Annotated in this window: 21 protein-coding genes; 11 read left to right on the top strand and 10 right to left on the bottom strand. The window is 67.5% G+C overall.

Annotated features, from left to right (window positions below):
• Window positions 1-56 precede the first annotated feature (56 nt).
• Window positions 57-1,133: an HpcH/HpaI aldolase family protein gene (locus tag ABD050_RS01785; RefSeq protein WP_343887401.1), complete on the top strand. Its 1,077-nt coding sequence runs from the start codon at window positions 57-59 to the stop codon at window positions 1,131-1,133.
• A 231-nt stretch (window positions 1,134-1,364) separates the two neighbouring features.
• Here the strand turns inward: ABD050_RS01785 and ABD050_RS01780 are convergent, their stop codons facing one another.
• Complete coding sequence (locus ABD050_RS01780; RefSeq protein WP_343887400.1) at window positions 1,365-2,168, bottom strand: universal stress protein; 804 nt, start codon at window positions 2,166-2,168, stop codon at window positions 1,365-1,367.
• Window positions 2,169-2,607: 439 nt separating this feature from the next.
• Between ABD050_RS01780 and ABD050_RS01775 the strand changes: the two genes are divergently transcribed.
• Window positions 2,608-2,910: a DUF805 domain-containing protein gene (locus ABD050_RS01775; protein ID WP_343887399.1), complete on the top strand. Its 303-nt coding sequence runs from the start codon at window positions 2,608-2,610 to the stop codon at window positions 2,908-2,910.
• A 38-nt stretch (window positions 2,911-2,948) separates the two neighbouring features.
• Here the strand turns inward: ABD050_RS01775 and ABD050_RS01770 are convergent, their stop codons facing one another.
• Complete coding sequence (locus ABD050_RS01770) at window positions 2,949-3,188, bottom strand: hypothetical protein (protein ID WP_343887398.1); 240 nt, start codon at window positions 3,186-3,188, stop codon at window positions 2,949-2,951.
• Between the two features lie 663 nt (window positions 3,189-3,851).
• Between ABD050_RS01770 and ABD050_RS01765 the strand changes: the two genes are divergently transcribed.
• The 4 genes from ABD050_RS01765 to ABD050_RS01750 all read left to right on the top strand — a co-directional run bounded on the left by ABD050_RS01765 (window position 3,852) and on the right by ABD050_RS01750 (window position 10,362).
• Window positions 3,852-6,845 (top strand): hypothetical protein, encoded by a 2,994-nt coding sequence (locus ABD050_RS01765; protein ID WP_343887397.1) that lies wholly within the window; start codon window positions 3,852-3,854, stop codon window positions 6,843-6,845.
• A gap of 36 nt (window positions 6,846-6,881) precedes the next feature.
• Window positions 6,882-8,003, top strand: coding sequence for a hypothetical protein (locus ABD050_RS01760; RefSeq protein ID WP_343887396.1), 1,122 nt, complete (start codon window positions 6,882-6,884; stop codon window positions 8,001-8,003).
• Window positions 8,004-8,324: 321 nt separating this feature from the next.
• Complete coding sequence (locus ABD050_RS01755) at window positions 8,325-9,557, top strand: glycoside hydrolase family 5 protein (protein WP_343887395.1); 1,233 nt, start codon at window positions 8,325-8,327, stop codon at window positions 9,555-9,557.
• 118 nt (window positions 9,558-9,675) lie between these two features.
• Window positions 9,676-10,362 carry a hypothetical protein gene (locus tag ABD050_RS01750; protein WP_343887394.1) on the top strand — a complete coding sequence of 229 codons (687 nt, stop codon included), beginning with the start codon at window positions 9,676-9,678 and terminating at the stop codon, window positions 10,360-10,362.
• A 36-nt stretch (window positions 10,363-10,398) separates the two neighbouring features.
• Here the strand turns inward: ABD050_RS01750 and ABD050_RS01745 are convergent, their stop codons facing one another.
• Entirely contained in the window at window positions 10,399-10,731 is a 333-nt protein-coding gene (locus ABD050_RS01745; RefSeq protein ID WP_343887393.1) for a hypothetical protein, read from the bottom strand.
• Window positions 10,732-11,016: 285 nt separating this feature from the next.
• Between ABD050_RS01745 and ABD050_RS01740 the strand changes: the two genes are divergently transcribed.
• Window positions 11,017-11,619: a cysteine hydrolase family protein gene (locus tag ABD050_RS01740; protein WP_343887392.1), complete on the top strand. Its 603-nt coding sequence runs from the start codon at window positions 11,017-11,019 to the stop codon at window positions 11,617-11,619.
• A gap of 6 nt (window positions 11,620-11,625) precedes the next feature.
• On the opposite strand, the gene ABD050_RS01735 is transcribed toward ABD050_RS01740, so the two are convergent.
• The 6 genes from ABD050_RS01735 to ABD050_RS01710 all read right to left on the bottom strand — a co-directional run bounded on the left by ABD050_RS01735 (window position 11,626) and on the right by ABD050_RS01710 (window position 17,062).
• Window positions 11,626-12,402, bottom strand: coding sequence for an SDR family NAD(P)-dependent oxidoreductase (locus ABD050_RS01735; RefSeq protein ID WP_343887391.1), 777 nt, complete (start codon window positions 12,400-12,402; stop codon window positions 11,626-11,628).
• Between the two features lie 119 nt (window positions 12,403-12,521).
• A complete protein-coding gene (locus ABD050_RS01730) occupies window positions 12,522-13,286 on the bottom strand; it encodes a hypothetical protein (RefSeq protein ID WP_343887390.1) in 765 nt (254 codons plus the stop codon).
• Window positions 13,287-13,435: 149 nt separating this feature from the next.
• Window positions 13,436-14,251, bottom strand: a complete 816-nt coding sequence (locus ABD050_RS01725; protein ID WP_343887389.1) for a hypothetical protein — start codon at window positions 14,249-14,251, stop codon at window positions 13,436-13,438.
• Between the two features lie 58 nt (window positions 14,252-14,309).
• Window positions 14,310-15,128, bottom strand: a complete 819-nt coding sequence (locus ABD050_RS01720; protein ID WP_343887388.1) for a hypothetical protein — start codon at window positions 15,126-15,128, stop codon at window positions 14,310-14,312.
• Window positions 15,129-15,324: 196 nt separating this feature from the next.
• Window positions 15,325-15,981 (bottom strand): murein L,D-transpeptidase catalytic domain-containing protein, encoded by a 657-nt coding sequence (locus tag ABD050_RS01715; protein ID WP_343887387.1) that lies wholly within the window; start codon window positions 15,979-15,981, stop codon window positions 15,325-15,327.
• Between the two features lie 184 nt (window positions 15,982-16,165).
• Entirely contained in the window at window positions 16,166-17,062 is an 897-nt protein-coding gene (locus tag ABD050_RS01710) for a DMT family transporter (RefSeq protein WP_343887386.1), read from the bottom strand.
• A gap of 192 nt (window positions 17,063-17,254) precedes the next feature.
• Here ABD050_RS01710 and ABD050_RS01705 point away from each other — a divergent pair, with 192 nt between their 5' ends.
• From ABD050_RS01705 to ABD050_RS01695, 3 genes are all read left to right on the top strand, one after another.
• On the top strand, window positions 17,255-17,716 hold the full coding sequence (locus ABD050_RS01705; protein WP_343887385.1) for a GFA family protein: 462 nt from the start codon (window positions 17,255-17,257) through the stop codon (window positions 17,714-17,716).
• Between the two features lie 79 nt (window positions 17,717-17,795).
• Window positions 17,796-18,263 (top strand): hypothetical protein, encoded by a 468-nt coding sequence (locus tag ABD050_RS01700; protein WP_343887384.1) that lies wholly within the window; start codon window positions 17,796-17,798, stop codon window positions 18,261-18,263.
• Between the two features lie 95 nt (window positions 18,264-18,358).
• Window positions 18,359-18,613: a hypothetical protein gene (locus ABD050_RS01695; RefSeq protein ID WP_343887383.1), complete on the top strand. Its 255-nt coding sequence runs from the start codon at window positions 18,359-18,361 to the stop codon at window positions 18,611-18,613.
• Window positions 18,614-18,824: 211 nt separating this feature from the next.
• On the opposite strand, the gene ABD050_RS01690 is transcribed toward ABD050_RS01695, so the two are convergent.
• The gene (locus tag ABD050_RS01690) at window positions 18,825-19,814 is read right to left on the bottom strand and encodes a zinc-dependent alcohol dehydrogenase family protein (RefSeq protein WP_343887382.1); all 990 of its coding nucleotides are present in this window, start codon (window positions 19,812-19,814) and stop codon (window positions 18,825-18,827) included.
• Between the two features lie 275 nt (window positions 19,815-20,089).
• On the opposite strand from ABD050_RS01690, the gene ABD050_RS01685 reads away from it, so the two are divergent.
• Window positions 20,090-21,190, top strand: a complete 1,101-nt coding sequence (locus ABD050_RS01685) for a lysylphosphatidylglycerol synthase transmembrane domain-containing protein (protein ID WP_343887381.1) — start codon at window positions 20,090-20,092, stop codon at window positions 21,188-21,190.
• Window positions 21,191-21,205: the final 15 nt, after the last annotated feature.

Here is a 21,205-nt window from a genome sequence, read left to right as displayed (position 1 = left end):
ATAATATCCTATATGTGACACGATCCCGTTGGGACGAGGATCAAGAGGAGGGTGCCATGAGCATGAACAAGCGTGATTTCCTGACAGCGAGCGCGGGCCTGGGCGCCGCCTTCATGGCCACCGGCGCGCTCGCCCAGGCCGGGCCCGGCCCCCGCTCCGCCCCGCCGGTCAACAGCGGCGTTCAGCCCTCCTCGGTCGATCCCCATTACAAGCCGCGCCGCATCAACAAGGCGATCGAGCTGTGGGAGGATGGCCAGGCGGTCTATTATACCGGCACCGGAACCGGCCCCGGCGTCGATCCCTATGCCCAGGGCGTCAGGATGGCGCGGACCTGGGCTGATGCGCTCTGCTATGAATGCGAGCATGGCGCGCTCGATTTCACCGCGATCCGCGAGTTCATGCGGGGCCTGCGCGACGGCGGCCCGACCCGCAGCGGCCATCGCTTCCCCGCCGTGTTCGTCTCAACCCCGATCATCGGCCTCGACGAAGCCTATATGCGCGCCAATAGCTGGGTGCTCGGCCAGCTGCTCGATTGCGGCGTGATGGGCATCCATATCTGCCACGCGCGGGACCCCAAGGCGATCCAGGTCGCGGCGCAGATGGCGGTGCGCTATCCGTTCGATTATCCCGACACGCCGAAGGTGCCGATGCGCGGCCTGCGCGGGTCGAGCGCCGGCTATGCCGCCGAGATCTGGGGCGTGACCGGCAACAAATATTGCCACATCGCCGACACCTGGCCGCTCAACCCGCGCGGCGAGCTCTTCTTCGGCGTGAAGATCGAGGACACGATCGCCGACATGAACGTCGCGCAGACGCTCGCCGTGCCCGGCATCACCATGGCCGAATGGGGCCCGGGCGACCATAATTACTGGCTGAAGGGCCTCGACGCGATCCCCGAGGACGAACCGATGCCGCGCGACATCGGCGCCCGGCCGGACATGCAGGCGGTCCGCCAGCGCGTGCTCGACCTGTGCAGGAAGAACAATTTGAAGTTCCTCAACTCGGGCACGCCCGATGCGAGCATGTCCGACTATATTATCAAGCAGCTCCAGGACGGCGCGATGGTGATCGAAAGCCGCGAGGATACGGCAATCATCGGGCGGGAGTTCAGCAAGCGGAAAATGCCGGTCTAGCTCAGTTTAGAGCACCGAGCCTTAATATTACCCGTTCGTCCTGAGGTGCCATCGAGGTGACGCGTAGCGGCGTATCGAGAGGGCGTATCGAAGGACAGTTGTCGCGCGGGACCTGTCCTTCGATCCGCCTTCGGCACCTCGGTCCATACTCAGGACGAACGGATCATATTCAGCGGTCGCCGAATGGCCTGCAACGTGGCGTACCTGCCCGCCAGCTCGGAGCGCGAACCGCTACGACGTCGCCGGCAGCGCCAGCACCGGGCAGGTCACTTCGCGGACCACGCGATCGGTCGTGCTGCCGCGCACGAAGTCGAGCGGGCCGCGGCGCACGGCCATCGGCATCACCACCATGCTTGCCTGCCGCGCCTGGTCGAGCAGCGTCTCGACCACCGGCCCGTCGATCCGGCGCACCGAAAGCGGCTCCTTCTGACCGTCGAGCAGGATCGGCGCATCGGGCCCGACATGGAGGAAATCGATCGCGACATCGAGGCTTTCGACCAGCCCCTTCAGGTGCAGCACCGCTTCCTGCGGGGCCGGGGCATGATCGACCGGCACGAGGACCGATTCGATATGGACCCGGCCGGTCAACGAATCGACGAAGGGCCTGGAAAGCGGGCCGAGGATCAGCGTCGGCGTAATCGCCTCGCGCGCCACGCCGGTCGAGACAGACGGGTGAAGCCACCGGCTCGGGCCCGAGCGGCCATGGCTCGCGATGACGATCAGGTCGGGGCGGTGGGAATGGATGAAGCGCGACAGGCCATCGCCCGGCTCGATATCGCTGATCTCCACCTTGCGGACATCGACGCCGGTCTCCTTGAGGATATCCTCGGGCATGGCGTCCGGCGACAGGCGCCCCCAGCGCTGCAGCGTCTTGCGGACATGCGGGAAGCGATCCCATTCCTGCTTGGCGCTCGGGTCATGGACATGGAGCAGGTCGAGCCGGCAGCGATTGGCCAGCGCCAGGTACAGCGCATGTTCGAAGGCCGCCTGGCCCTCGGGCGAAAAGTCGGTCGGATGAGCGATTGAGTGGATCATGAAGAGAGTGTCCGCCTGTGTCGATGGCATCCGGATAAGGCGGATAGCGCGGGCGCCGATATGCGTACAACACCGTAGTCCGCGTGCCGGCTCGGCGGCAGCTTCCGGGCATTTGTGCCGAGCGACGTCGTGCACGGCACGGGTCTCGGCGGGCAGAAGATGGGAGAATGCCCGGGCGACCCGATTGCGGACCTTCGAATTTGTCGGCAGGATCGCTACATCAGGCCTGAAATGATCGAGCCGAGACCCGGCTGACCTGATCTATTTGCGGGATAGCGAGGAATGCGGCGCGTCAGGCAATTCATGAGCTTCAGCGGCCGATCAGGGCGAAGCGAATTTTGGGTCTTCCTTCTCGCCAAGCTTGTCGTGGATCTTGCCGTGGAGATTCTGCAAGCCACGGCCCCGACGGGAATCGGGTCTTCACGGGGGGACTATCCAAATGTCCCTCTGGGTTTTCGCCATCCCCCTCTTCGCGAGGCGGCTGCACGACCAAAACCGCTCGGGGCTGCTCGCGCTGATATTGCCGTCGGTGATTATCATGAAGCTGTACGCGCAAAGCCTCTACGACGCGGGCCAGCTTCCCGTTCCGACGCTCGGTCCTCCGCTGAACGCCGTCGAAATTGTGCTGGTCGTCGCCTTCTGGATATTGTTTCTCTGGCCCGGCACCAGGGGCGACAACCGGTTCGGACCGGACCCGCGCGCAGCGCCCCCGCCGGCGGTGGCGCCGTTGATTGCCCCATAGCAAAGCGGCATCCGGTCAATACGGGCGAGGGTGGTGTCTCAGTTTGAATTTTTGCGCTCATAAAGGAATCGCGAGATCATATCCGCCCGGAGCATGAAAAATAGCCCGATGGCCGAGAGCACGATGGCATCGATCATATCTTCTGCTGGAGTATATCGAACCAGCATCGGCAGTCCGGCAATTTTGGATACCCCTTGGCAGAGATCAAAAATCCCCAATTGAAGTAGATACAAACCGAGTAGTCGACAGCCGGCTCCAAACACATCTCGCGCAGTCATAACTTCCCCTTTTCTCGTTATGAGGCCCGCTTCTTGTGAGGCCCGCGCGGCTTGGCTGATGGGGCTATCATATCGATCCTAGCAACGACATGCTCAAGCGACCAGAGCCGATTGGTGACGCCTGCCGGCCGTCCGCACTGGCGGGATATTCACCCGAAGGCGCGAAGAGCGTGCCAATAAAGAATTGCCCGGATTCTTCTTAAAAAAACCGCGACTGGAGGAGGGAAATGCCCGCCCGGCGTGGGCCTCTTCGCGCCTTCGCGCCTTCGCGTGAATCCCCTTCTGCGAAACGAGCTGTCGCTCGGCCTGAGCGCCTGGGCACGCGTGCCCCATTCGCCGCTTCAGCACTGCCCCCCGGACGAATAGAACCGGACTGGCTGCATACCCGCCCGCAGCCCCTTGCGGCATCGCCCCGCGCGGCTACGCTGATGACCGTCCGGGGGTCGTCGGGCAATCGTTTATCGAAGATGCACGCCGGGCGACAATCGGCGGCATCCCGGGGGATGAAGATGATGGCTCGCCAGCGTGCAGGCCGCCGCGATCCTTGGTCGCGGTGGGCCGCCTCCCCCCTTTCATCAGACCGTCCCGCCGCGCGCAACGCGCCCATGCCGCGCGCCGCCGCGCGCGCGACGCCCGCCTGATCCGCCCCGAAAGGAAACCGCCTTGGCCTCCATTCTCTCCATCGGCACGAAATCGCTCGATCTGCTCGAGGATGCCGAACTGATCGTCGCCGCCGGCAAGCTGATCGCCAAATGGCCGGCAATGCCCGATGTCAATGACGGCCGCAGCCTGATCGCCTTTCTCGACGATGGCGGCGCGAAATTCCGGGCGCCGGCGATCAAGGCGGCGTTCGACGCAGCCGGCCTCGGCGCCGCGTACAAGACCGTGTCGGACGGTCTCGGCACCTTGCTCGGCAAGGTCGATGCGGCCGGCGCCAAGCCCATCGCCCGGCTGTTCGACCGCCTCGACCGCTTCCAGGACGACAGCGTCACCAACACGCCCTCGGATCCCGGCCTGGTCAGCTGGCAGCCGCTCGCCCTGTCGGAGAACGCGCCGGTCGCGACCGGTTTCGCCCTCGGTCTCGAGGCAAGCGCAGCGATCGAGTTCGAGGCCGGCGACCAATGGCCCTATGCGCAGGATTCGAAGGACGATCCGAGCCTCACCAACCTGTTGCGGATCGGCGCGAGGGGCTCGCTCAAGGGCACGGCCGACGCATCGATGCCCTTGCCGATCGGCTCGCTGAAGCTCGGCGCGAGCGCGAGCGGCAGCACCACCCTCGCCTGGTATTTCCGCCCCGCCAATGGCGGCGAACTGTTCGGCCTGGCGGTCGCCGAGAGCCTCCCCAAAATCCCGAGCCCGGTCGATTTCGACCAGGTCTGGAATGCGCTGGCCGCGACGGACGCGACCGGCGCCCGGCTGAGCGATCTCAAGGGAATCGATCTTCACCTCGATGGCTCGGTCGAGTTCGCCGCCGAGGTCGCGCTTGCGCTCGGCAGCAAGATCCAGGGCGTCGGCGCCGTGTCGGCCGGCCTCGGGGTCAGCGCGAGCGTCAGCCGGGCGTCGCGCCTCCAGCTCTCGATGCGCGCCATCGGCAAGGGCGGCTTCGCCATCACCCTCACCCGCGGCGCAACGCGCAGCTCGACCTTCGGCATGGATCTCTCGGTCACGCTCGATGCCACCGAGCTCGCCGAGAAGGTCGCCGGAATCGTCAACCAGGCGCTCGACAGCTGGGACAAGGCGCTCGACCCGCTGCGCCCCTATCTCTCGCCGGGCACGCTGCTGCGCACCCTGCTGGCCGACCGGCTCGAGGCGAGCATCGCCACGCTGACCGCCAATGCCGGGCTGCAGGCCGCCCTGCTCGGCGATGCGCAACGCGCGCTCGGCCTGTCCGCCGATGCGGCCGGCCTGGTCGACTGGGTGAGCAAGCAGATCACTGACGCGGTCAGCCGCAACGCGGCCGCCGTGCGCAAGGGCGGCGACACCGCGATCGACGCGATCGTCGCCGATCTCGGCCCGACACTGGCCGGCGCGCTCGCCCATGACACGGCGGCGATCAGGGCCGGGATCGGCACCCTGGTCAGCGCGGTCGAGACGAAAACCAACACGGCGATCAAGGAACTGTTCAACACGCCCGGCGTGAAGCTCGGCGATCTGCTCAACCGGATCGGCGTCCAGGTCTCGGGCGCGGTGACGAAGCTCGACGACGCGACCGCCGCCGTCCGCAAGCTGTTCGACCTGTTCGACGAGAAGGTCGCGCTGATCCGCGCGGCGACCGCAAAGGTCGCCGCCGCCAAGCTCCAGCTTTCGGTCACCGCCGAGACCAGCCTGACCGACAAGAGCGACTATCTCATCGCCGGCACCTTCACCCGCAACAGTGACGAGACGCGCGCGCTGTTCGCCGCGATCCTGGCCGGCAAGGGGCCCAGGATCGTCGATCTGCTGATGGGCGACACGCCGCTCCAGGGCTTCACGCTCGACAAGGATCGCTCCTTCCTCACCCGCTCCTCGGCCTGGCAGGACCGGACTGCCTATAGCCTGATCGTCTTCGGCTTCGGGATCAGCGGGTCGCTTCTGCTCAGCGCCAGGGCAGCGGTCACCATCAACGCCAGGAACGAGATCAGCGTCGTCGCCGAGGCCGATGCCGAGTCCGAGGCGAAGCGGGCCGACGGTTCGCAGATCCTCAGTTTCTCGAGCCCCTATGCCTGGTCCTCGGCCTCGGGCCCGAGCGAGCCGGTCATGACGGTCAATATCGGGGTCGACCGGTTCGAAAAGGACCTGCAGATCAGCGAACTGACCGGCTTTCTCGGCACGCTTCTCCCGCCGACCGATCCGAAGCCGGCCGATCCGGCCGCCGAACCGCCGCTGCCCTGGCCGAAGTTCATCGACCAGCAGGCGATCGACCTGGCGACGGCGAAGCTCGGCGAATGGGGCCTGGCGGCGGGCTCGAACCGCAAGGTGCCGGCGCGGGTCAAGCTCGGCATGGTGCTCGATTTCGCCGCGGTCAAACGGCTGATGCGGCTCAGCGCCCGCAACAATGGCGACCTGCCCGAAGCGACCAGGATCGAGATCGTCCATCTCTGCCTCCAGGCATTCGCCCGGGTCAGCCCGTTCTGGCGCCAGGAGCTCGCGATGGGGATCGCGGTCGTCAGGCCGGTTGTCCCCGGATCGCAGTCGATGAGCCAGGCCGAGATCGCCTATCGCTACGCCATCCTGCCGCGCAGCTCCGAGCTCATCCCGACCGGCACGGCCCAGACCGCCTTCCAGTTCCTGATCGCCCTGATCGGGGGTTTCGGCGTCGGCACCGATTTCACGACCTACAAGCCGACCGTCGGCAAGGCGTTCAAGCTGATCGACGCGCTCGCCGCGCTGGGCGATCTCTACGAGCATCGCCCGGTCCCGATCGGCACATGGACCGAGCGCGACTATCGCAAGGCCGAGCAGCGCGTGGCCGACGGCGTCGGCGCATGGCTGACCCAGAGCGATCTGCTCAAGGGCGTGTTCAAGCTCAACGACACGCTCAGCCGGGAAATGACCGCCTTCCTGCTGCTGGTGGCGACGCTCGGCGAGGTCAGGCCGGTCACGGGCGCCGGCGGGCTCATCCATATCGAGCTGTCCAATGGCGCCGACGGGCAGGACAACCGCACGATCATCGTCTGAGGGGGCGACAGCGATGTCGCGAGGGGGAGAAGGAAGATGTTCAATTCGGTATTTCTCGATGTCGTCATCGGGCTCGCGTTCCTGTTCTGCATGGTCAGCCTCGCTGCGACCTCGGTGCGCGAAATGATCGAAGGGCTGTTGAAGACGCGCGCGATCATGCTCGAGCGCGGCATTCGCGAGCTGCTCAACGAAGGCAAGACCGACAGCGCCGACTCAGTCACCAGGGCGCTGTTCGACAACCCGCAGATCGCCGGGCTCTTCGCCGGCGGATATCCCGACAAGCTTGCCCGCTACTGGACGAGCTGGTCAGCGAAACGGGCGCCGCTGTTCGGCAACCTGCCATCCTATATCCCGTCGCGAAACTTCGCGCTCGCCGTGCTCGATCATGTCGTGCGCGGCGCCGTGGCGCCCGCCGCGCCCAACACCACCGTGATCGACGTCGCGGCGGTTCGCGCGGCGATCGGCGGCGTGCCCAACCCGACGCTGCAGCGCATCCTGCTGACCGCGCTCGACGAGGGCGCCGACGATATCGAGCGGGTCAGGCAGAGCGTCGAGCAATGGTTCAACAACAGCATGGACCGGGTCTCGGGCTGGTATCGCCGCGAGACCCAGATGATCCTGTTCGCCATCGGGCTCGCCATCGCCGCCCTGCTCAACATCAACGCAATCTCGATCGGGCAGAGACTGCTGGTCGATGATACATGGCGCTCGTCGCTAGTCGCCAGCGCTGCGAACCAGGTTCCGGCGGGCTCGACCCAGGCCGTACCGGCTGCCGCCGACGCGAAGGCCGGCGGCCCCAGGGCGCCCGTCGCCGTCCCCGATCTCAAGTCTCTCGAAGAGACGCTGAACCGGAACGGCTTCATGATCGGCGCGCCGCTGGCGCCGGCAAAGCCATGGTCCTTCACGCTGTTCGGCCTGGTTCCGATCACGATCTGCGGGTGGCTGATGGCCTTTCTCGCTGCCCTGCCCGGCTATCTGATCGTCGCCTTCGCGACGACGCTCGGGGCGCCCTTCTGGTTCGATCTGCTCAATCGGCTCGTCGTGGTGCGCTCGACCGTGAAACCGCACGAAAAGAGCCCCGAAGAAGGCTCGAAGGACAATGGCCGCGCGCCGCCGGTGAAGCCGGGAGAACCCGGGAAGGAACCGCTGCCGGCCTGACGGGACCGTCGTTCCGGGTTCGGCAAGGGCTCTTTCACCCGAACCCGAAGAGACGCGAAATAAAATTCCGGCCAGCCGAACCGGTCCATGAAGGCATTGAACCGGTACGCAAAAGTGCCGAGCCGGTCTTCGCCCGAAATCAGCCTTACGCTCTTTTCATTAGCGAATAGAATTTCACTTGTGAATCTTGGCGAGGCAGTTATCCGTGGCGGCACGCAGTGCCTCCCCGGCCGTTTTCCGCGGTTCCAGGGTCCCGGGCACCCATAAGCACATGCCCAGGACGAGGGAGGAACGCGGATGAAAATGGGAAGGCGTCAATTCATGGCGTCGACGGTGGTGCTGGTCGCCGCCGGTTGCAGCGGGGGCGCGGGTTCGTCCTCCTCGTCGCCTGCTCCGTCCCCGGCGCCGTCCCCCTCCCCATCCCCGTCGCCGTCCCCCTCGCCCACCCCCACCCCGTCGGGCCTCTATCCAAGCTATAATGTCAGCCCGATCCCGGCGGATTCCTCGGGCATGGCGGGCACCGCGGTCGATATCGCCGGCCATATCGGGCTCGGCTGGAACGCCGGCAACACGCTTGAAGCCATCGGCGGCGAAACCGCCTGGGGAAACCCCCTCATCACCCAGGATCTGATGAACAAGGTCAAGGCCCTGGGCTTCGATGCGGTGCGCCTGCCCTGCTCCTGGGATCAATATGCCAACCAGGCGACGGCCAGGATTTCCGACACCTGGCTCAAGCGCGTGAAGGACGTGGTGCAATATTGCATCAACGCCGATCTCTACGTGCTGCTCAACATCCACTGGGACGGCGGCTGGCTCGATGGTCATATCGATACGGCCGACGAGAACGCTGTCATCGCCAAGCAAAGGGCGTTCTGGGAGCAGATCGCCACGCAGTTGCGCGACTTCGATGAGCGCCTCATGTTCGCCAGCGCGAACGAGCCCCCGGCCGACAAGGCGGACCAGGTCGACATCCTGCTTGCCTATCACCAGGCCTTCATCGACGCGGTGCGCTCGACCGGCGGCAGGAACGCCTATCGCGTGCTCGTCGTCCAGGCGCCGAGCACGAGCACGGAGGAGGCGGTTTCCCTCTGGAAGAAAATGCCCGTCGATTCAGCGGCAAACCGTCTCATGCTCGAAGTGCACTGGTACACGCCCTCCCAGTTCACGCTGATCACATCGGATCAGTCCTGGGGGAAGATGTTCTATTACTGGGGCAAGGACTATCACTCGACGATCGAGCCCGATCGCAACGCGACATGGGGCGAGGAGGATTATGTCGACCAGCAGATGCTGGCGATGAAGCAACATTATACCAGCATCGGCATTCCGGTGATCATGGGCGAGTTCGGCTGCATACGCCGCAGCGACCCCAGGGACCTGGCCCTGCACAACGCGTCCGTGACGCACTGGGTGAAATATATCACCCAGCAGGCGCGCGCCAACGGCGTCATGCCCTTCCAATGGGATACAGGCGGGCTTATCGACCGGCGCACCCTGGCGGTCCTCGACCAGGCCACACTGGACGCCCTGCTCGAAGGCGCCGGCAAGAAATAGGCCGGCCGGGGCACCGGACACGTCCGCCACCCTTCTCCTTCCCTTCTCCTTCCCCGGCGAAGAGTTCCGGGTCGGATCGTCCTTTCGCTCACCCCGGCTCAGGCCCTATGCTCGCGGCATGGCCCGCCTGATCCCCCTCGCTCTCGCCCTTGCCGGCATCGCCCTGCCCGCCGCCCGACCCGCCACCGCCGCCCCGATCTGGCCCAACACCCCGCTCGCCCGGGTCGAAGCGCTTGCGCTGCTGCAGAGCCTCAATGCGGCACTGCTCAGCAACGACAGCGCCACGCTGACGCTCGATCGCTGGTGCGCCGGCCACCATCTGGCGCCGCCCGGCACCACCATCGTCGCTGACCGGCTGCGCGACCAGGACAAGCCCGCCACCCCCGAGATCCGCGCCGCGCTCAACGTCGATCCGGCCGAGCCGATCCGCTATCGCCACGTCAGGCTGGCCTGTGGCGGGCATGTCCTGTCGGAAGCGGACAATTGGTACGTCCCCGCGCGCCTCACCCCGGCGATGAACGCCGCGCTCGACACGACTGACATCGCTTTCGGCCGCGCCGTCCAGCCGCTCCATTTCCGCCGCCGGACCCTCTCGGCAAGGCTGCTCTGGTCGCCTTTGCCCGAAGGCTGGGACGGCGGCGCCCCGGTCCCGGCCATGCCCGGCGACAGGCTCGCCATTCCCGACAGGCTGATCGAACACCGCGCCATCCTCGCCACGCCCGACGGCGTGCCGTTCAGCGAAGTCGTCGAGACCTATACCGGCGAGGTCCTCGCCTTCCCGCCGCCTGCCTTCGCGCGGCCGTGAGAAGGCTCTGTTTCGGCGCCGTTCGCTGCGGCTCCCTCAATGGGTTCCGGGCAGCTCATCGCCAGCAAGGGGCGGCCGTTCGGGCGCTCGCGCCAGGATCGCCAGCGCCGCAGCCGGATTGGCACGCTCAGCCCGGACCCGGATGTCAGCGATAGCCCTCAATTCTCCCACCCGCTCCGCGATCAGCGACGACAGAAACTGGTTGAGGGAGGTTCCGCTCAACTCGGCCAGGTGCTTGGCCTCAGCCATCACATGGTCGGGCAGCCGCAAAGGATAATTGCTCATTTCATCTCTCTTCGCTCGAGACGCAAATAGCTGATTGCAGCCGCCGGAGCGATTCAACCGTTCGGAAAATCGGTCCATCGTCATCGTGGACGAAGCGCATCTGCGCCAGATCCCGCTCTTTCTCAGCGTCGAACGATAGCCGGACAGGCGGCTCCCTGTTCCTCCCTGTTCCGGCCAGATCCCTCCCTGTTATGCGGAACAGGGAGGGTGCCGATAATGCATTGATTCAAAAGTGATAATATCCGCATATTCGGCGCTGAAGCGGTCAGGTGAAGGGCAAAAAAATATGCCTCCCTGTTCCTTCCCTGTTATCCGCCCGGAACAGGGAGCCGACGCATCCAAAGCCCGACACGAACGTTGCCGCAGGCCATGACTGCAAGCCGAGCAGAAACCCCGACCGCCCCGCGCCATGATCGCGCCTCGGGCGGGGTCGCGCTGCTGATCATCGACATGATCAACGGCTTCGATTTCGAGGGGGCCGAGCAGCTGAAGCCCGCCGCGACGAAAGCCGCCGGGGCGATCCTCGCCTTGCGCGCCGATGCCGAAGCGGCCGGCTGTCCGGTCATCCATGTGAACGACAATTTCGGCGAATGGCATTCGGACAAGGATCGGATCGTCGCCCGCGCGATGGAAACCGATCGCGAGATCACCCCGAGGCTGAAGCCGGGCGACGCCGATTATTTCGTGCTCAAGCCGCAATTTTCGGGCTTTTATGCGACCAGCCTGCCCGTATTGCTGCCGAAGCTCGGGGTGAGCCGGCTGATCCTCACCGGCGTCGCCACTGACATCTGCATCCTGTTCACCGCGGCCGACGCGCATATGCGCGACTATAGCCTGTGGATCCCCGAGGATTGCGTTGCGGCCGAAGACCCGGCGCGCGGCCGCTGGGCGCTGTCGGTCATGCGCGAGACGATGAACGCCGAGACCCGGCCGACCGGCGCGCTGGCGCTCGCCGACTGGCTGAAGCGATGATCCCGCTCACGTAACCGAGAACCCCGCATCCACCGCGATCACCTGGTTGGTGACGTAGCGCGCGGCCGGGCTCGCGAAGAAGGTGACGGCCGCGGCGATGTCGGCCGGTTCGCAGATCGGGCCGAGCGGCAGCGCGCGGCGCGCCGGGCCGTCGGGCGCCGGGCCCTTCGCATTGCGCGCGCCCGGCGTCGCGACGGCGCCCGGCATCACGGTGTTCACCGTGATGCCGTGCTCGGCCAGTTCATAGGCGCTGATCCCGCTCAGCGCGAGCAGCGACCCCTTCGATCCGACATAGGCGGCGAGCCCCTTCACCACCGAGCCGCGCAGGCCGGCGGTCGCGATATTGACGATCCGCCCGCCCTCGCCCTTCTCGACCATTGCCTTGCCGAGCTCGCGCGTCAGGAGAAAGGGGCCGCGCGCGTTGACGGCGTTCATCCGGTCCCACTCGGCGGCGCTCGCCTCGAGCAGCAGCGCGCGGTCCTGGATGCCCGCATTGTTGACCAGGATCCAGGGCGTGCCGAACCGCGCGATCGCCTCCGCGCACGCGGCGACGATCGAGGCCTCGTCGGCAAGGTCGACCGCGATCGCGGTTGCGATATGCCCCGCTGCGTTGAGACTCGCGGCAAGCGCCCGTGCCGCCGCTTCCTCCCGATCGGCGATGATCACCGCCGCGCCCGCCTCGGCCAGCATCGTCACGATCCCGACCCCGATCCCGCCCGCACCGCCGGTGACGAACGCCACCTTGCCGGCGAGACTGAAGGCGGAAAGGGGCGGCTGCGACATTGAGGAGGTCCTTGGGCCAGGCGCCACCATCGCCGCAATGAGGCGCCCCGGCAATCATCCTCTTGCGGCCGCCGGTCAGCCAGCGCTGGTGCGATATGGGCAGCGGGGCGACGCTGTATTCAGGCGAAAATCTCCGCCAGCGCGTCGGTCGGCGCCCCCTCCTTCCAGGTGCGCAGCTCGACATAAAGCGAGGCAAAGACGGAGCCCGAGATGATTGTCGTGATGGTGCCGACCAAGCCGCGCATGACGAGAATCTCGTTCCCGGCGCCGAGAGCCCGGCCTGTCAGCCGGGCCGCAGCATAGTTCAGTGCGCTGAAACCGACGGTGGTGGCGAGGACGATGCCGAGGATCTGGAAGCGCGCGCCTTTGGTCAGCATGCGGCTGCGGCCCAATGCCTCGAAAATGCCGGTTCGCTGGTCGACCAGCGCTGCCGACGCCACCACCCAAAAGAGCAAAAGCATGACCCCCGGCACGACCAGCGCGACCAGGCCGAGCGTGATGAGGATACCCTTGATCAGGCCGAGCATGAACAGCATCGGTGTGGCGCGCAGGCCGGCGCCGAGCAGCCCGCCCATGCCCATGCGCGTCCCGCTATCCTGCGCGACGGCAAGGGGCAGGAAAGCGCCCTGCGCCAGGGTGCCATGCACCGCGCCGACCACCAGGCCGACCAGCGGTGCGGCAATCGCGATCGCCGTCGGCTGGTCCACTGTCCGGAGAAGCGGCCCGCGGAACAGATAGTCATAGGCGGCGAGCGGGATTGCCCCGAACACGAGCCCCAATGCCAGAGCCGCGCCCGGATTCGCGCCGACCATCCCGACGGCACGCGAGAACACGCCGCCGATCGGGAAACCGCCCTGCGCGCCATTGGTTTCGCTGTACGTCATGACTTCCCCCCGGAACGGGAAGCTAGAGAATCAGCCGCTCGGCGGCAACGGCCTCAATCGACCTTCCACACCCCGTCTTCGCGGGTGAAATCATAGGCGCTGCCGTCGGATGTCACGACCGATAACGGTGGGGCGATTATCCTCCCGGCTCAGGCGAAAACCTCAGCCAGCGCATCGACCGGCGCGCCCTCCTTCCAGGCGCGCAGCTCGACATAGAGCGCGCCGTACAGTGCCGCCGAGAAGACAAGGGTTGCCGTATCGGTGACCAGCTTGGCCAGCACATATGCCGCCGGAAAGCCGCGCTCGAACAGGTGCACGAAAGCGACGTCGCCATAATATGTCGTCGCCAGCTGATCGACGAGCGCGCTGACGGCGATCGATACGGCACCGATCACAAGCATCAACCCGAAGATCCCGCCGCGCGCGCCCGAAGTCAGCGCCCGGCTTCGCGCGAGCGCGGCACGGATACCGCATCGTTCGGCGACCAGCGCCGGCCCGGCGACCGACCAGGCCAGCATGAGGATGATCCCGGGGATGATCAGGAAGAGCGACGCGATCATCGTGCCGATCCCCGTCACCAGGCCGAGCAGGATGAGCGGCAGCAGCGCGCCGAGCCCCGCCCGGGCGGCATCGGCAAACCCGGTCGGCCGTCCGGCCTGCTGCGCGACGACGAGCGGAACGAACGCGCCCTCCGCGATGACGTTCACGACGGTACTCAACACAGCGATGGCCGGGATCATGAAGAATGCCAGCCAGAACCCCGGCGGCAACCCGGGCTGGCCGACCGCTACCGTCGTGGGAAAGCTGTGCTCGAGATAATGATAGCCGATCATCGGCACGGCGCCGAACAGCAGGGCGATGCCGATCGCAGCGCCCGGGTCAGCGACGATGGCGGCAAAGGCGCGGTTGAAGACCCGGCCCACCGAAAAACTGTCGACCGGCTCGGCCCGGACCTCATATACCATGATTTCTTCTCCCCGAAGCACAGGCTAGGCGGTCGCGCGCGTGCCCGCAACCGGCGCCTCAATCGACCTTCCACACCCCGTCTTCGCGGGTGAAGTCATAGGCGCTGCCGTCGGGCGTCCTGATCGAGGCGGTGTCACCGCGCACCACCACCCGGTCGAGCTTCGGCATCGCGGCGAGCAGCGCCTTCATGTCGGGCCCGGCCTGGGCGGCAAGCTGGGCGCGCTCGGCGGCGCTGTAGCCGTCGATCTCGGCTTGTTTGCGGTGGGTCACGGTCGCCTTCACCGCGGCCAGGTCCCCCGCGATCCAGGCGTGGGCATTGGCCGTCAGCACCGCGAGCTGCGGGCTCGCCTGCGCCGCCGCGCCGTGGAGATCGGCGGTGATCGGGTTCTCGGCGATCGGCAGGTCGAAGCTGAAATGCGTCTCGCCCGAAAACAGCGTGCCGCTGATCCGCGTCGGCCCGACCACGAGCTTGTCCCACAGTTCGGGCGTCTTCGACAGGCTGAGCGTGCGGAACGAGCCCTGGTTGCGGTCGCGCGTCGCCAGCACGCTCACTGAAAGGTCAGTGCGGTTGCCCGGCTTGACGACGAACAGCACGCCTTGGAGCTTGCCCTGCTTCGCCATGTCATAGGCCGGCGGAAAGAGCCCGCCCGCCAGCGCCGACGGCCCGGCCTCGGTGTCGCTCAGCAGCACCCAGATGCCGGCCTCGTCGAACAGGATGCCCTCGCTGTCGTCCTTGCGCAGCGCGACGCCGTGGCTGAGCGGGATCGTCACGCCGTCCTCCGAATAGGTGCCGGACGCGGTCGCCCCGGCCCCGCTTTGCGCCATCAGCGGCGCCGGGCCGAGCGCGAGCAGGCAGGCCAGGATCACGGTACGCATCGATCGGTCTCCCCGTGGCGAAAGCGGGAGAATGGGCGCTTTCCGAAGAGGCAGATAGGATGAAAGCGCCGCCCGGCCCCGCTCAGTCGATGCCGGTCGCAAGGATCGGGATCAGCCCGGGCGACACCGAGGCGAAGCGCTGCGAGATCAGCGGCGGGGTCGCGGAACCGGTTGGCCGGTCGCCTGACTGGCGTCGTCAGACCTTGGCGGAAAAGAGCATCCGGTCCTGGCCGAGCCGGTCGAACACCTGGGCGAGATCGCCCTCGCCGACGGCGAAACAGCCCTCGCTGCGGCCGAGCTGGCCCCAGGTGGTGAGCATGTCCGGATTGGCGTACCAGGCCGAGTGGATCACGATCGCGCGATCGAGCGCGTTGCTGTTCGTCGCGTCGAGCCCGATCAGCCGCTGCGAGGTGCCGTGCTTGCCCTCATAATAATCGGCGGCGAGAAACGCGCCGTCGGACGAGGCGTAGGAGCCGGGGTCGTTCGAGAAGAGCTGCAACCAGCCGGTCCGCGCGGGATCCGACCCCTTGCCGTGCGAGACCAGGAAGGTCGTCGTCTCGAGCGTCGCGACGTCGACCAGATGGAACCGCCCGGCCGAGGAGGGCGCCGAGAAATCGGCGATGGCGATGCGATCCTGGCGGGGAACCCTGTCGACATGCCGGGCAAGCGCGACGAGCGCCGCGCGGAGCAGTTCGGGGCGAATCACGCGCGACGAGGTGAGCGGGCCATAGGGGCTCGCGAGCTGGGCCGCCGCGGCGCCGGAAAAGGTGCCGGCGACCGCCGCCGCGCCGGCAACGGCAAGCCCGGACTTGATCAGGGTGCGGCGCGAAAGCGCCCGATCATGATGTGCCATCGACCCCAATTGCTTGGTTTCCTTTGGAGCAACGATATCATGCTACGGACGATGTGCGATTAAGGCTTTCGCCGGAAGGTCCGCAGTTCGGCGCATTGCCGCACCATTTCACCGCAACGCGAGCCGTTTTCGGGACAGGTCGTGAAAGCATTTCCGACCCGCGAACGCGCCGGGCATGCCCGCTTCAATACAGCGTCGTCAGCACCACCCCGATCATCACCGCCCCGCCGGAGAGGATCTGGCGCAGGTGGAGGCGTTCGCTGAACAGCCGCCGGCCCGCCCAGGCGGCGATCGGCGCCTCGACCACGCCGAGCGCGCGCACCGGCGCCGCGGGCGACAGGGCAAGCGCGAAGAACCATCCCGCCGAGGCGCAGGCGCCGCACAGACCGGCGCCGAGCGATCCGCGCCAGCCGGCCATCACCGCCCTGAGCGCAGCCCGGTTCCACACCAGCAGCGCGAGGGTGAGCCCGGCCGCCTGCATGGCCTGGACGATCGCGACGCTCGCCAGCGCCGAGAAGACCGGATGCGCCGGGTTCAGCGCCAGCGCCGCATGGCGAAAGGCGTTGAGCGAGAAGCCGAAGCACAGCCCCGAGGCGAGCCCGAACGCAGCGCCCGACACCGGCCGCGGCCCGGTCGCTGCCTGGGCCGAGGGCCAGGTCAGGACGGCGAGGCCGGCCGTGGTGATCGCGACCCCGGCCCAGGCGATGCCGCTCATCCGGTCATGATAGACGACCAGCCCGAGCAGCGCCGCGAGCGGCAGCGAGCTTTGCTGGAGCGCGGTGCCGACCGCGAAGCCGGCGCGTTCCATCGCGATCAGCAGGCAGGCGGTCGCCGCCACCTGGCTCAACGCGCCGCCGCTCGCCGCCGTCCAGAAGGCCGGGCCGAAATGCGGCGCAAGCTGCGGCGTCCACCACCAGGCGAGCGCGACGAAGGCAAGCGCGAAGGGCAGGCCGAACAGGAAGCGCACCAGCGTCGCGCCCCATGGCCCGGCCGTCCCCATGATGCCGCGCTGGAGCGCATTGCGCCCGACCTGGAAGAAGGACGCGGCGACGGTGGCGGGGATCCAGAGCAGGGAGAACATCGCCGCGGCCCTCGGGGCGGAGAGGCGCGCGTGTCAAGGTCCGGGCCATGGGTGCCGACGGAGCTGTAGCTCGGGCGGGCTGCAGCGGACAGCGATCGGACCGGCCGGGGCGTGCCGGCCGCCGGCTTGACAAGGGCATGAAAGCCATCCCCCTTTCCTGCCATCATGCCGAGCCACGCCGGAGAGGAAGCGATGACCGACTCGACCCTGCCGGTGGAAGGAGGCTGCCGCTGCGGCCGGGTACGCTTCCGCGTGACCAGGCCCGCGCTCCTCACCGCTGCCTGCCATTGCACCGGCTGCCAGAAGATGAGCGCGAGCGCCTTTTCGCTGACGATGAGCGTGCCGACCGACGGTTTCGAGGTGATCGCGGGAACGCCGGTGATCGGCGGCCTCCACGGCGCCGAGGTGCGCCACCATCATTGCGACTGGTGCAAGAGCTGGGTCTTCACCCGGGTCGAGCCCGATATGGGCTTCGTCAATGTCCGCGCGACCATGCTGGACGACCATGCCGGGTTCGTGCCCTTTGTCGAATTCTGGACCCGGGAAAAGCTTCCCTGGGCGACGACGAGTGCAAGGCACAGCTTCGAATCCCAGCCTGACTCGATGGAAGCATTCGGCCCGTTGCTCGCCGAGTTCGCGGCACTCGGCGGGTGATGACGCGTTTTGTCGCCCCGCCGGCCCCTCCGCCCTGCCGATCCCCTGAACCGCCACCCGTTCGAACCAGGAACAATCGATGCTGATCGTCGCCCTCGCCCTCGAGGCAGTGCAGCCCCCGCCCGCCGATAATGGCTGGGCGCGTTTCTCGGCGCATCAGGCGCGCTCCCGCATTGCCGTCGACGTGGCGATCGGCACGACGCGCTCGGCCAGCGGCAAACCGGTCTACTGGGTTCGCCGCACGACGAAGCGCCCCGGCCAATGGGCTGAAGTCTCGCGCACCGACAGCGTCCGCTGCCCCGCGGTCCTGACGATGCTCCGCTCGATGCGCGACCTGCCAGCGCCGCGGCCGGCGCCGCCGCTGCTGGACAATGCCGATATCGTCGTGACGGCCGACGGCACCGGTTATGAGCTCCACGCGCCGGCCGCCTATCCGGGAAAGGGCGAGGGCGAGATGACGCTCAGCTCGAATATCGGGACGCCGCTGGCCGATTGGGTCGAACGGTCGCTGGCGGCATTGCGGCCGTGCCTGCCGCCCGTCCTGTAGCCGCAGGGGCGCCGGAGACGCCGGGCTCAGTAAACATCCGCATGGAGCCGCCCTCGCCGTCGCGGTAGAATCCGGCCTTATCCAGGGAGGCCGCGATGACGAAGGATACTGATGCCGCGCCGGGTTGCGACCCGGCCGTGCCGGGCGCGATGCTGTTTCCCATGTTTCCGCTATGGGAGATGCCGATGGCGTTCGGCACGGCGTGGTGGAATGCGATAACCGCCTACTACTGGCCGCCATCGCCGATGGAACGCCGCGCCGCGCATCATCTCGTGCATCACGAGCCGCATCACCAGCTCGTCGTGCCAGACCCGATCGAGGAGGAGGGCGAGCGCGCGCTGCTCGCCTAGAGCCGCCAGCGTAAAATCTGATCCGTTCGTCCTGAGTAGGGACCGAGGTGCCGAAGGCGTATCGAGGGCCCGTATCGAAGGACAGGTTGTCGCTCGGGGCCTGTCCTTCGATACGCCCTCTCGATACGCCGCTGCGCGGCTACTCGATGGCACCTCAGGACGAACGGGGTGGTGTTCCCGACTTAATGCTCTAGGGGCGTCGGCGCGCGCCTCAGGGCACCAGAACGGCCGCCCCTTCCAGCGCGCCTTCGCGCAGCGCGGCGAGCGCGTCATTGGCGCGCTCGAGCGGGAAGATGGTGGTGCTGGTGCGCACCGGCACCTGCGGCGCGATCTCCAGGAAATCGCGGCCGTCGGCACGGGTGAGGTTCGCGACCGAGAGCAGCGAGCGCTCGCCCCAGAGCAGGTCATAGGGAAAGCTCGGGATATCGCTCATATGGATGCCGGCGCAGACGACACGGCCGCCCTTGTGCACCGCCGCCAGCGCGAGCGGCACCAGCGCGCCGACCGCGGCGAAGATGATCGCCGCGTCCAGCGGCACCGGCGCCGGCGCGTCCGACCCGCCCGCCCAGGTGCAGCCCAGCGAACGCGCAAAGGCCTGCGCCTTGTCGTCGCCGGGGCGGGTGAAGGCAAAAACCTCCCTGCCCTGCCACAAAGCGACCTGAGCGACGATGTGCGCCGCGGCGCCGAAGCCGTACAGGCCGATCCGCTTCCCTTCCCCGGCCATTACCAGCGAGCGGTATCCGATCAGCCCGGCGCAGAGCAGCGGCGCCGCCTCGACATCGCCGAAACTGTCGGGGATGCGCAGGCAGAAGCGCGCGTCCGCCGCCATATGCGTTGCATAGCCGCCGTCGCGGGTTGCGCCGGTGAAGACCGGGCGATCGCAGAGATTCTCGCGGTCGGCGCGGCAATAGGGGCAGGTGCCGCAGGCGCCGCCGAGCCAGGGCACGCCGACCCGGTCGCCGATCCGGAAATCGGCCACGCTTTCGCCGATCGCGATGACGCGGCCGACCACCTCATGGCCGGGCACGATCGGATAGTGCGCTGCGATCTCGCCGTCGGCGACATGCAGGTCGGTCCGGCACACCCCGCAGGCAAGGACCTGCAGGACCAACTCCTCCGGGCCCGGGAGCGGCACCGGACGCCCGACGCGGCGGAGCGCCCCGTGGGGCTGGTCGAACTGCATCGCATAGCCTTGAGTCATGGCGCCTTCCTGGAACGGCCCGGGCGGGTGTTGAATAGGGGATTTTCCCAAGTCCGGCGTGCCCGCCATCTCGCTACGGTCCACGCGGCCGGTTCAATTCCATCGTCACCCCGGACTTGTTCCGGGGTCCACGGTCCCGCGTATTAGAGGCCGATGAGGGCGAGGGGCGGTGGAATGCCGGAACAAGTCCGGCATGACGATTGGGGTGTCGACCGGCGCCAGATGATGACGGGGAATCACGCAATGCCGATCGCCGCCGCACTCAAGGCAACCAGATGACCCCGCCCCGCCCCGCTCGATCGATGCGCCACCGTGTCGCCGTGCGGCGCAGCCACCCCACTCACCCGCAGCGCGAGCGCCCCGAAGGACGCTCGCCGCTCGCCGCCTGGCTGTTCGGCCTGGTCGGGATCGGCGCGCTCATCTTCGTCGTGTTGCGGTCGGGCGACCTGCACCGCTTCCAGCTGCTGGTCAGCCGCGCCCAGCCCCTGTGGCTGCTCGTCGCGCTCGCGCTTCAGGGCGGCACCTATGTCTTCGTGGCGCTCGGCTGGGGCGCGGTATTGCGCCGCGCCGGCGCGCGCCAGCCGCTCGGCAAGCTCATCCCGATCGCGGTCACCAAATTATTCGCCGACCAGGTCGTGCCGAGCGCCGGGATCGGCGGCAATCTGGTACTGGTCGACCGGCTGGTGGCGATCGGCACGCCGCGCGGCACCGCGGTCGCCGCGCTGCTGGTGTCGATGGTCGGCTTTTACGCTGCCTATGCCCTGCTCGCCATCGCGATGCTGCTCGTCCTGTGGCTGCACCACCAGGCGACCCCCTTGCTGGCCGGGCTGGTCACCGCCCTGCTGATGGTCGCGATCGCCATCCCGGCGCTTGCCCTGTGGCTGCGCCGGCGCGGCAGCCGGCCGCTGCCGCGGCGGATCGAGCGGATCGCGGTGGTGCGCAATCTCGTCCGGGCGGTCGGCGAGGCGCCCGCGGCGCTGGTCGCCGACCGCCGGCTGATCGCCCAGGTGGCGGGCTGGAACGCGCTCGTCTTCATCGCCGATGCCGCGACCCTGGAGGCGTGCCTCCTCGCGCTCGGCGCATCGCCATCGCCCGGCACGTCCTTCGTCGCGGTGATGGCGGCGTCGATCGTCGTCACGCTCGGGCCGATCCCGCTCGGCCTCGGCACTTTCGAGGCGACCTCGACCGCGATGCTCCGCCTGCTCGGCGTGCCTGTGGTGGCGGCGCTCGCCGGCACGCTGCTGCTGCGCAGCATGACCCTGTGGCTGCCGCTGATTCCCGGCCTGTTCCTGATGCGCCGCGCGGTCGCACACCCGGCGCACGGTCACAAAGAACATGCAAGGCACCATGGCGACAGGCCGGGCGATGCGAGATAGACAGGCGAGACGGCG

This window comes from Sphingomonas oligophenolica, assembly GCF_039522915.1.
Lineage (GTDB): Bacteria > Pseudomonadota > Alphaproteobacteria > Sphingomonadales > Sphingomonadaceae > Sphingomonas > Sphingomonas oligophenolica.
Note: the sequence above shows the minus strand (reverse complement) of the source record. Positions and strands in the feature narration are given on the sequence as shown.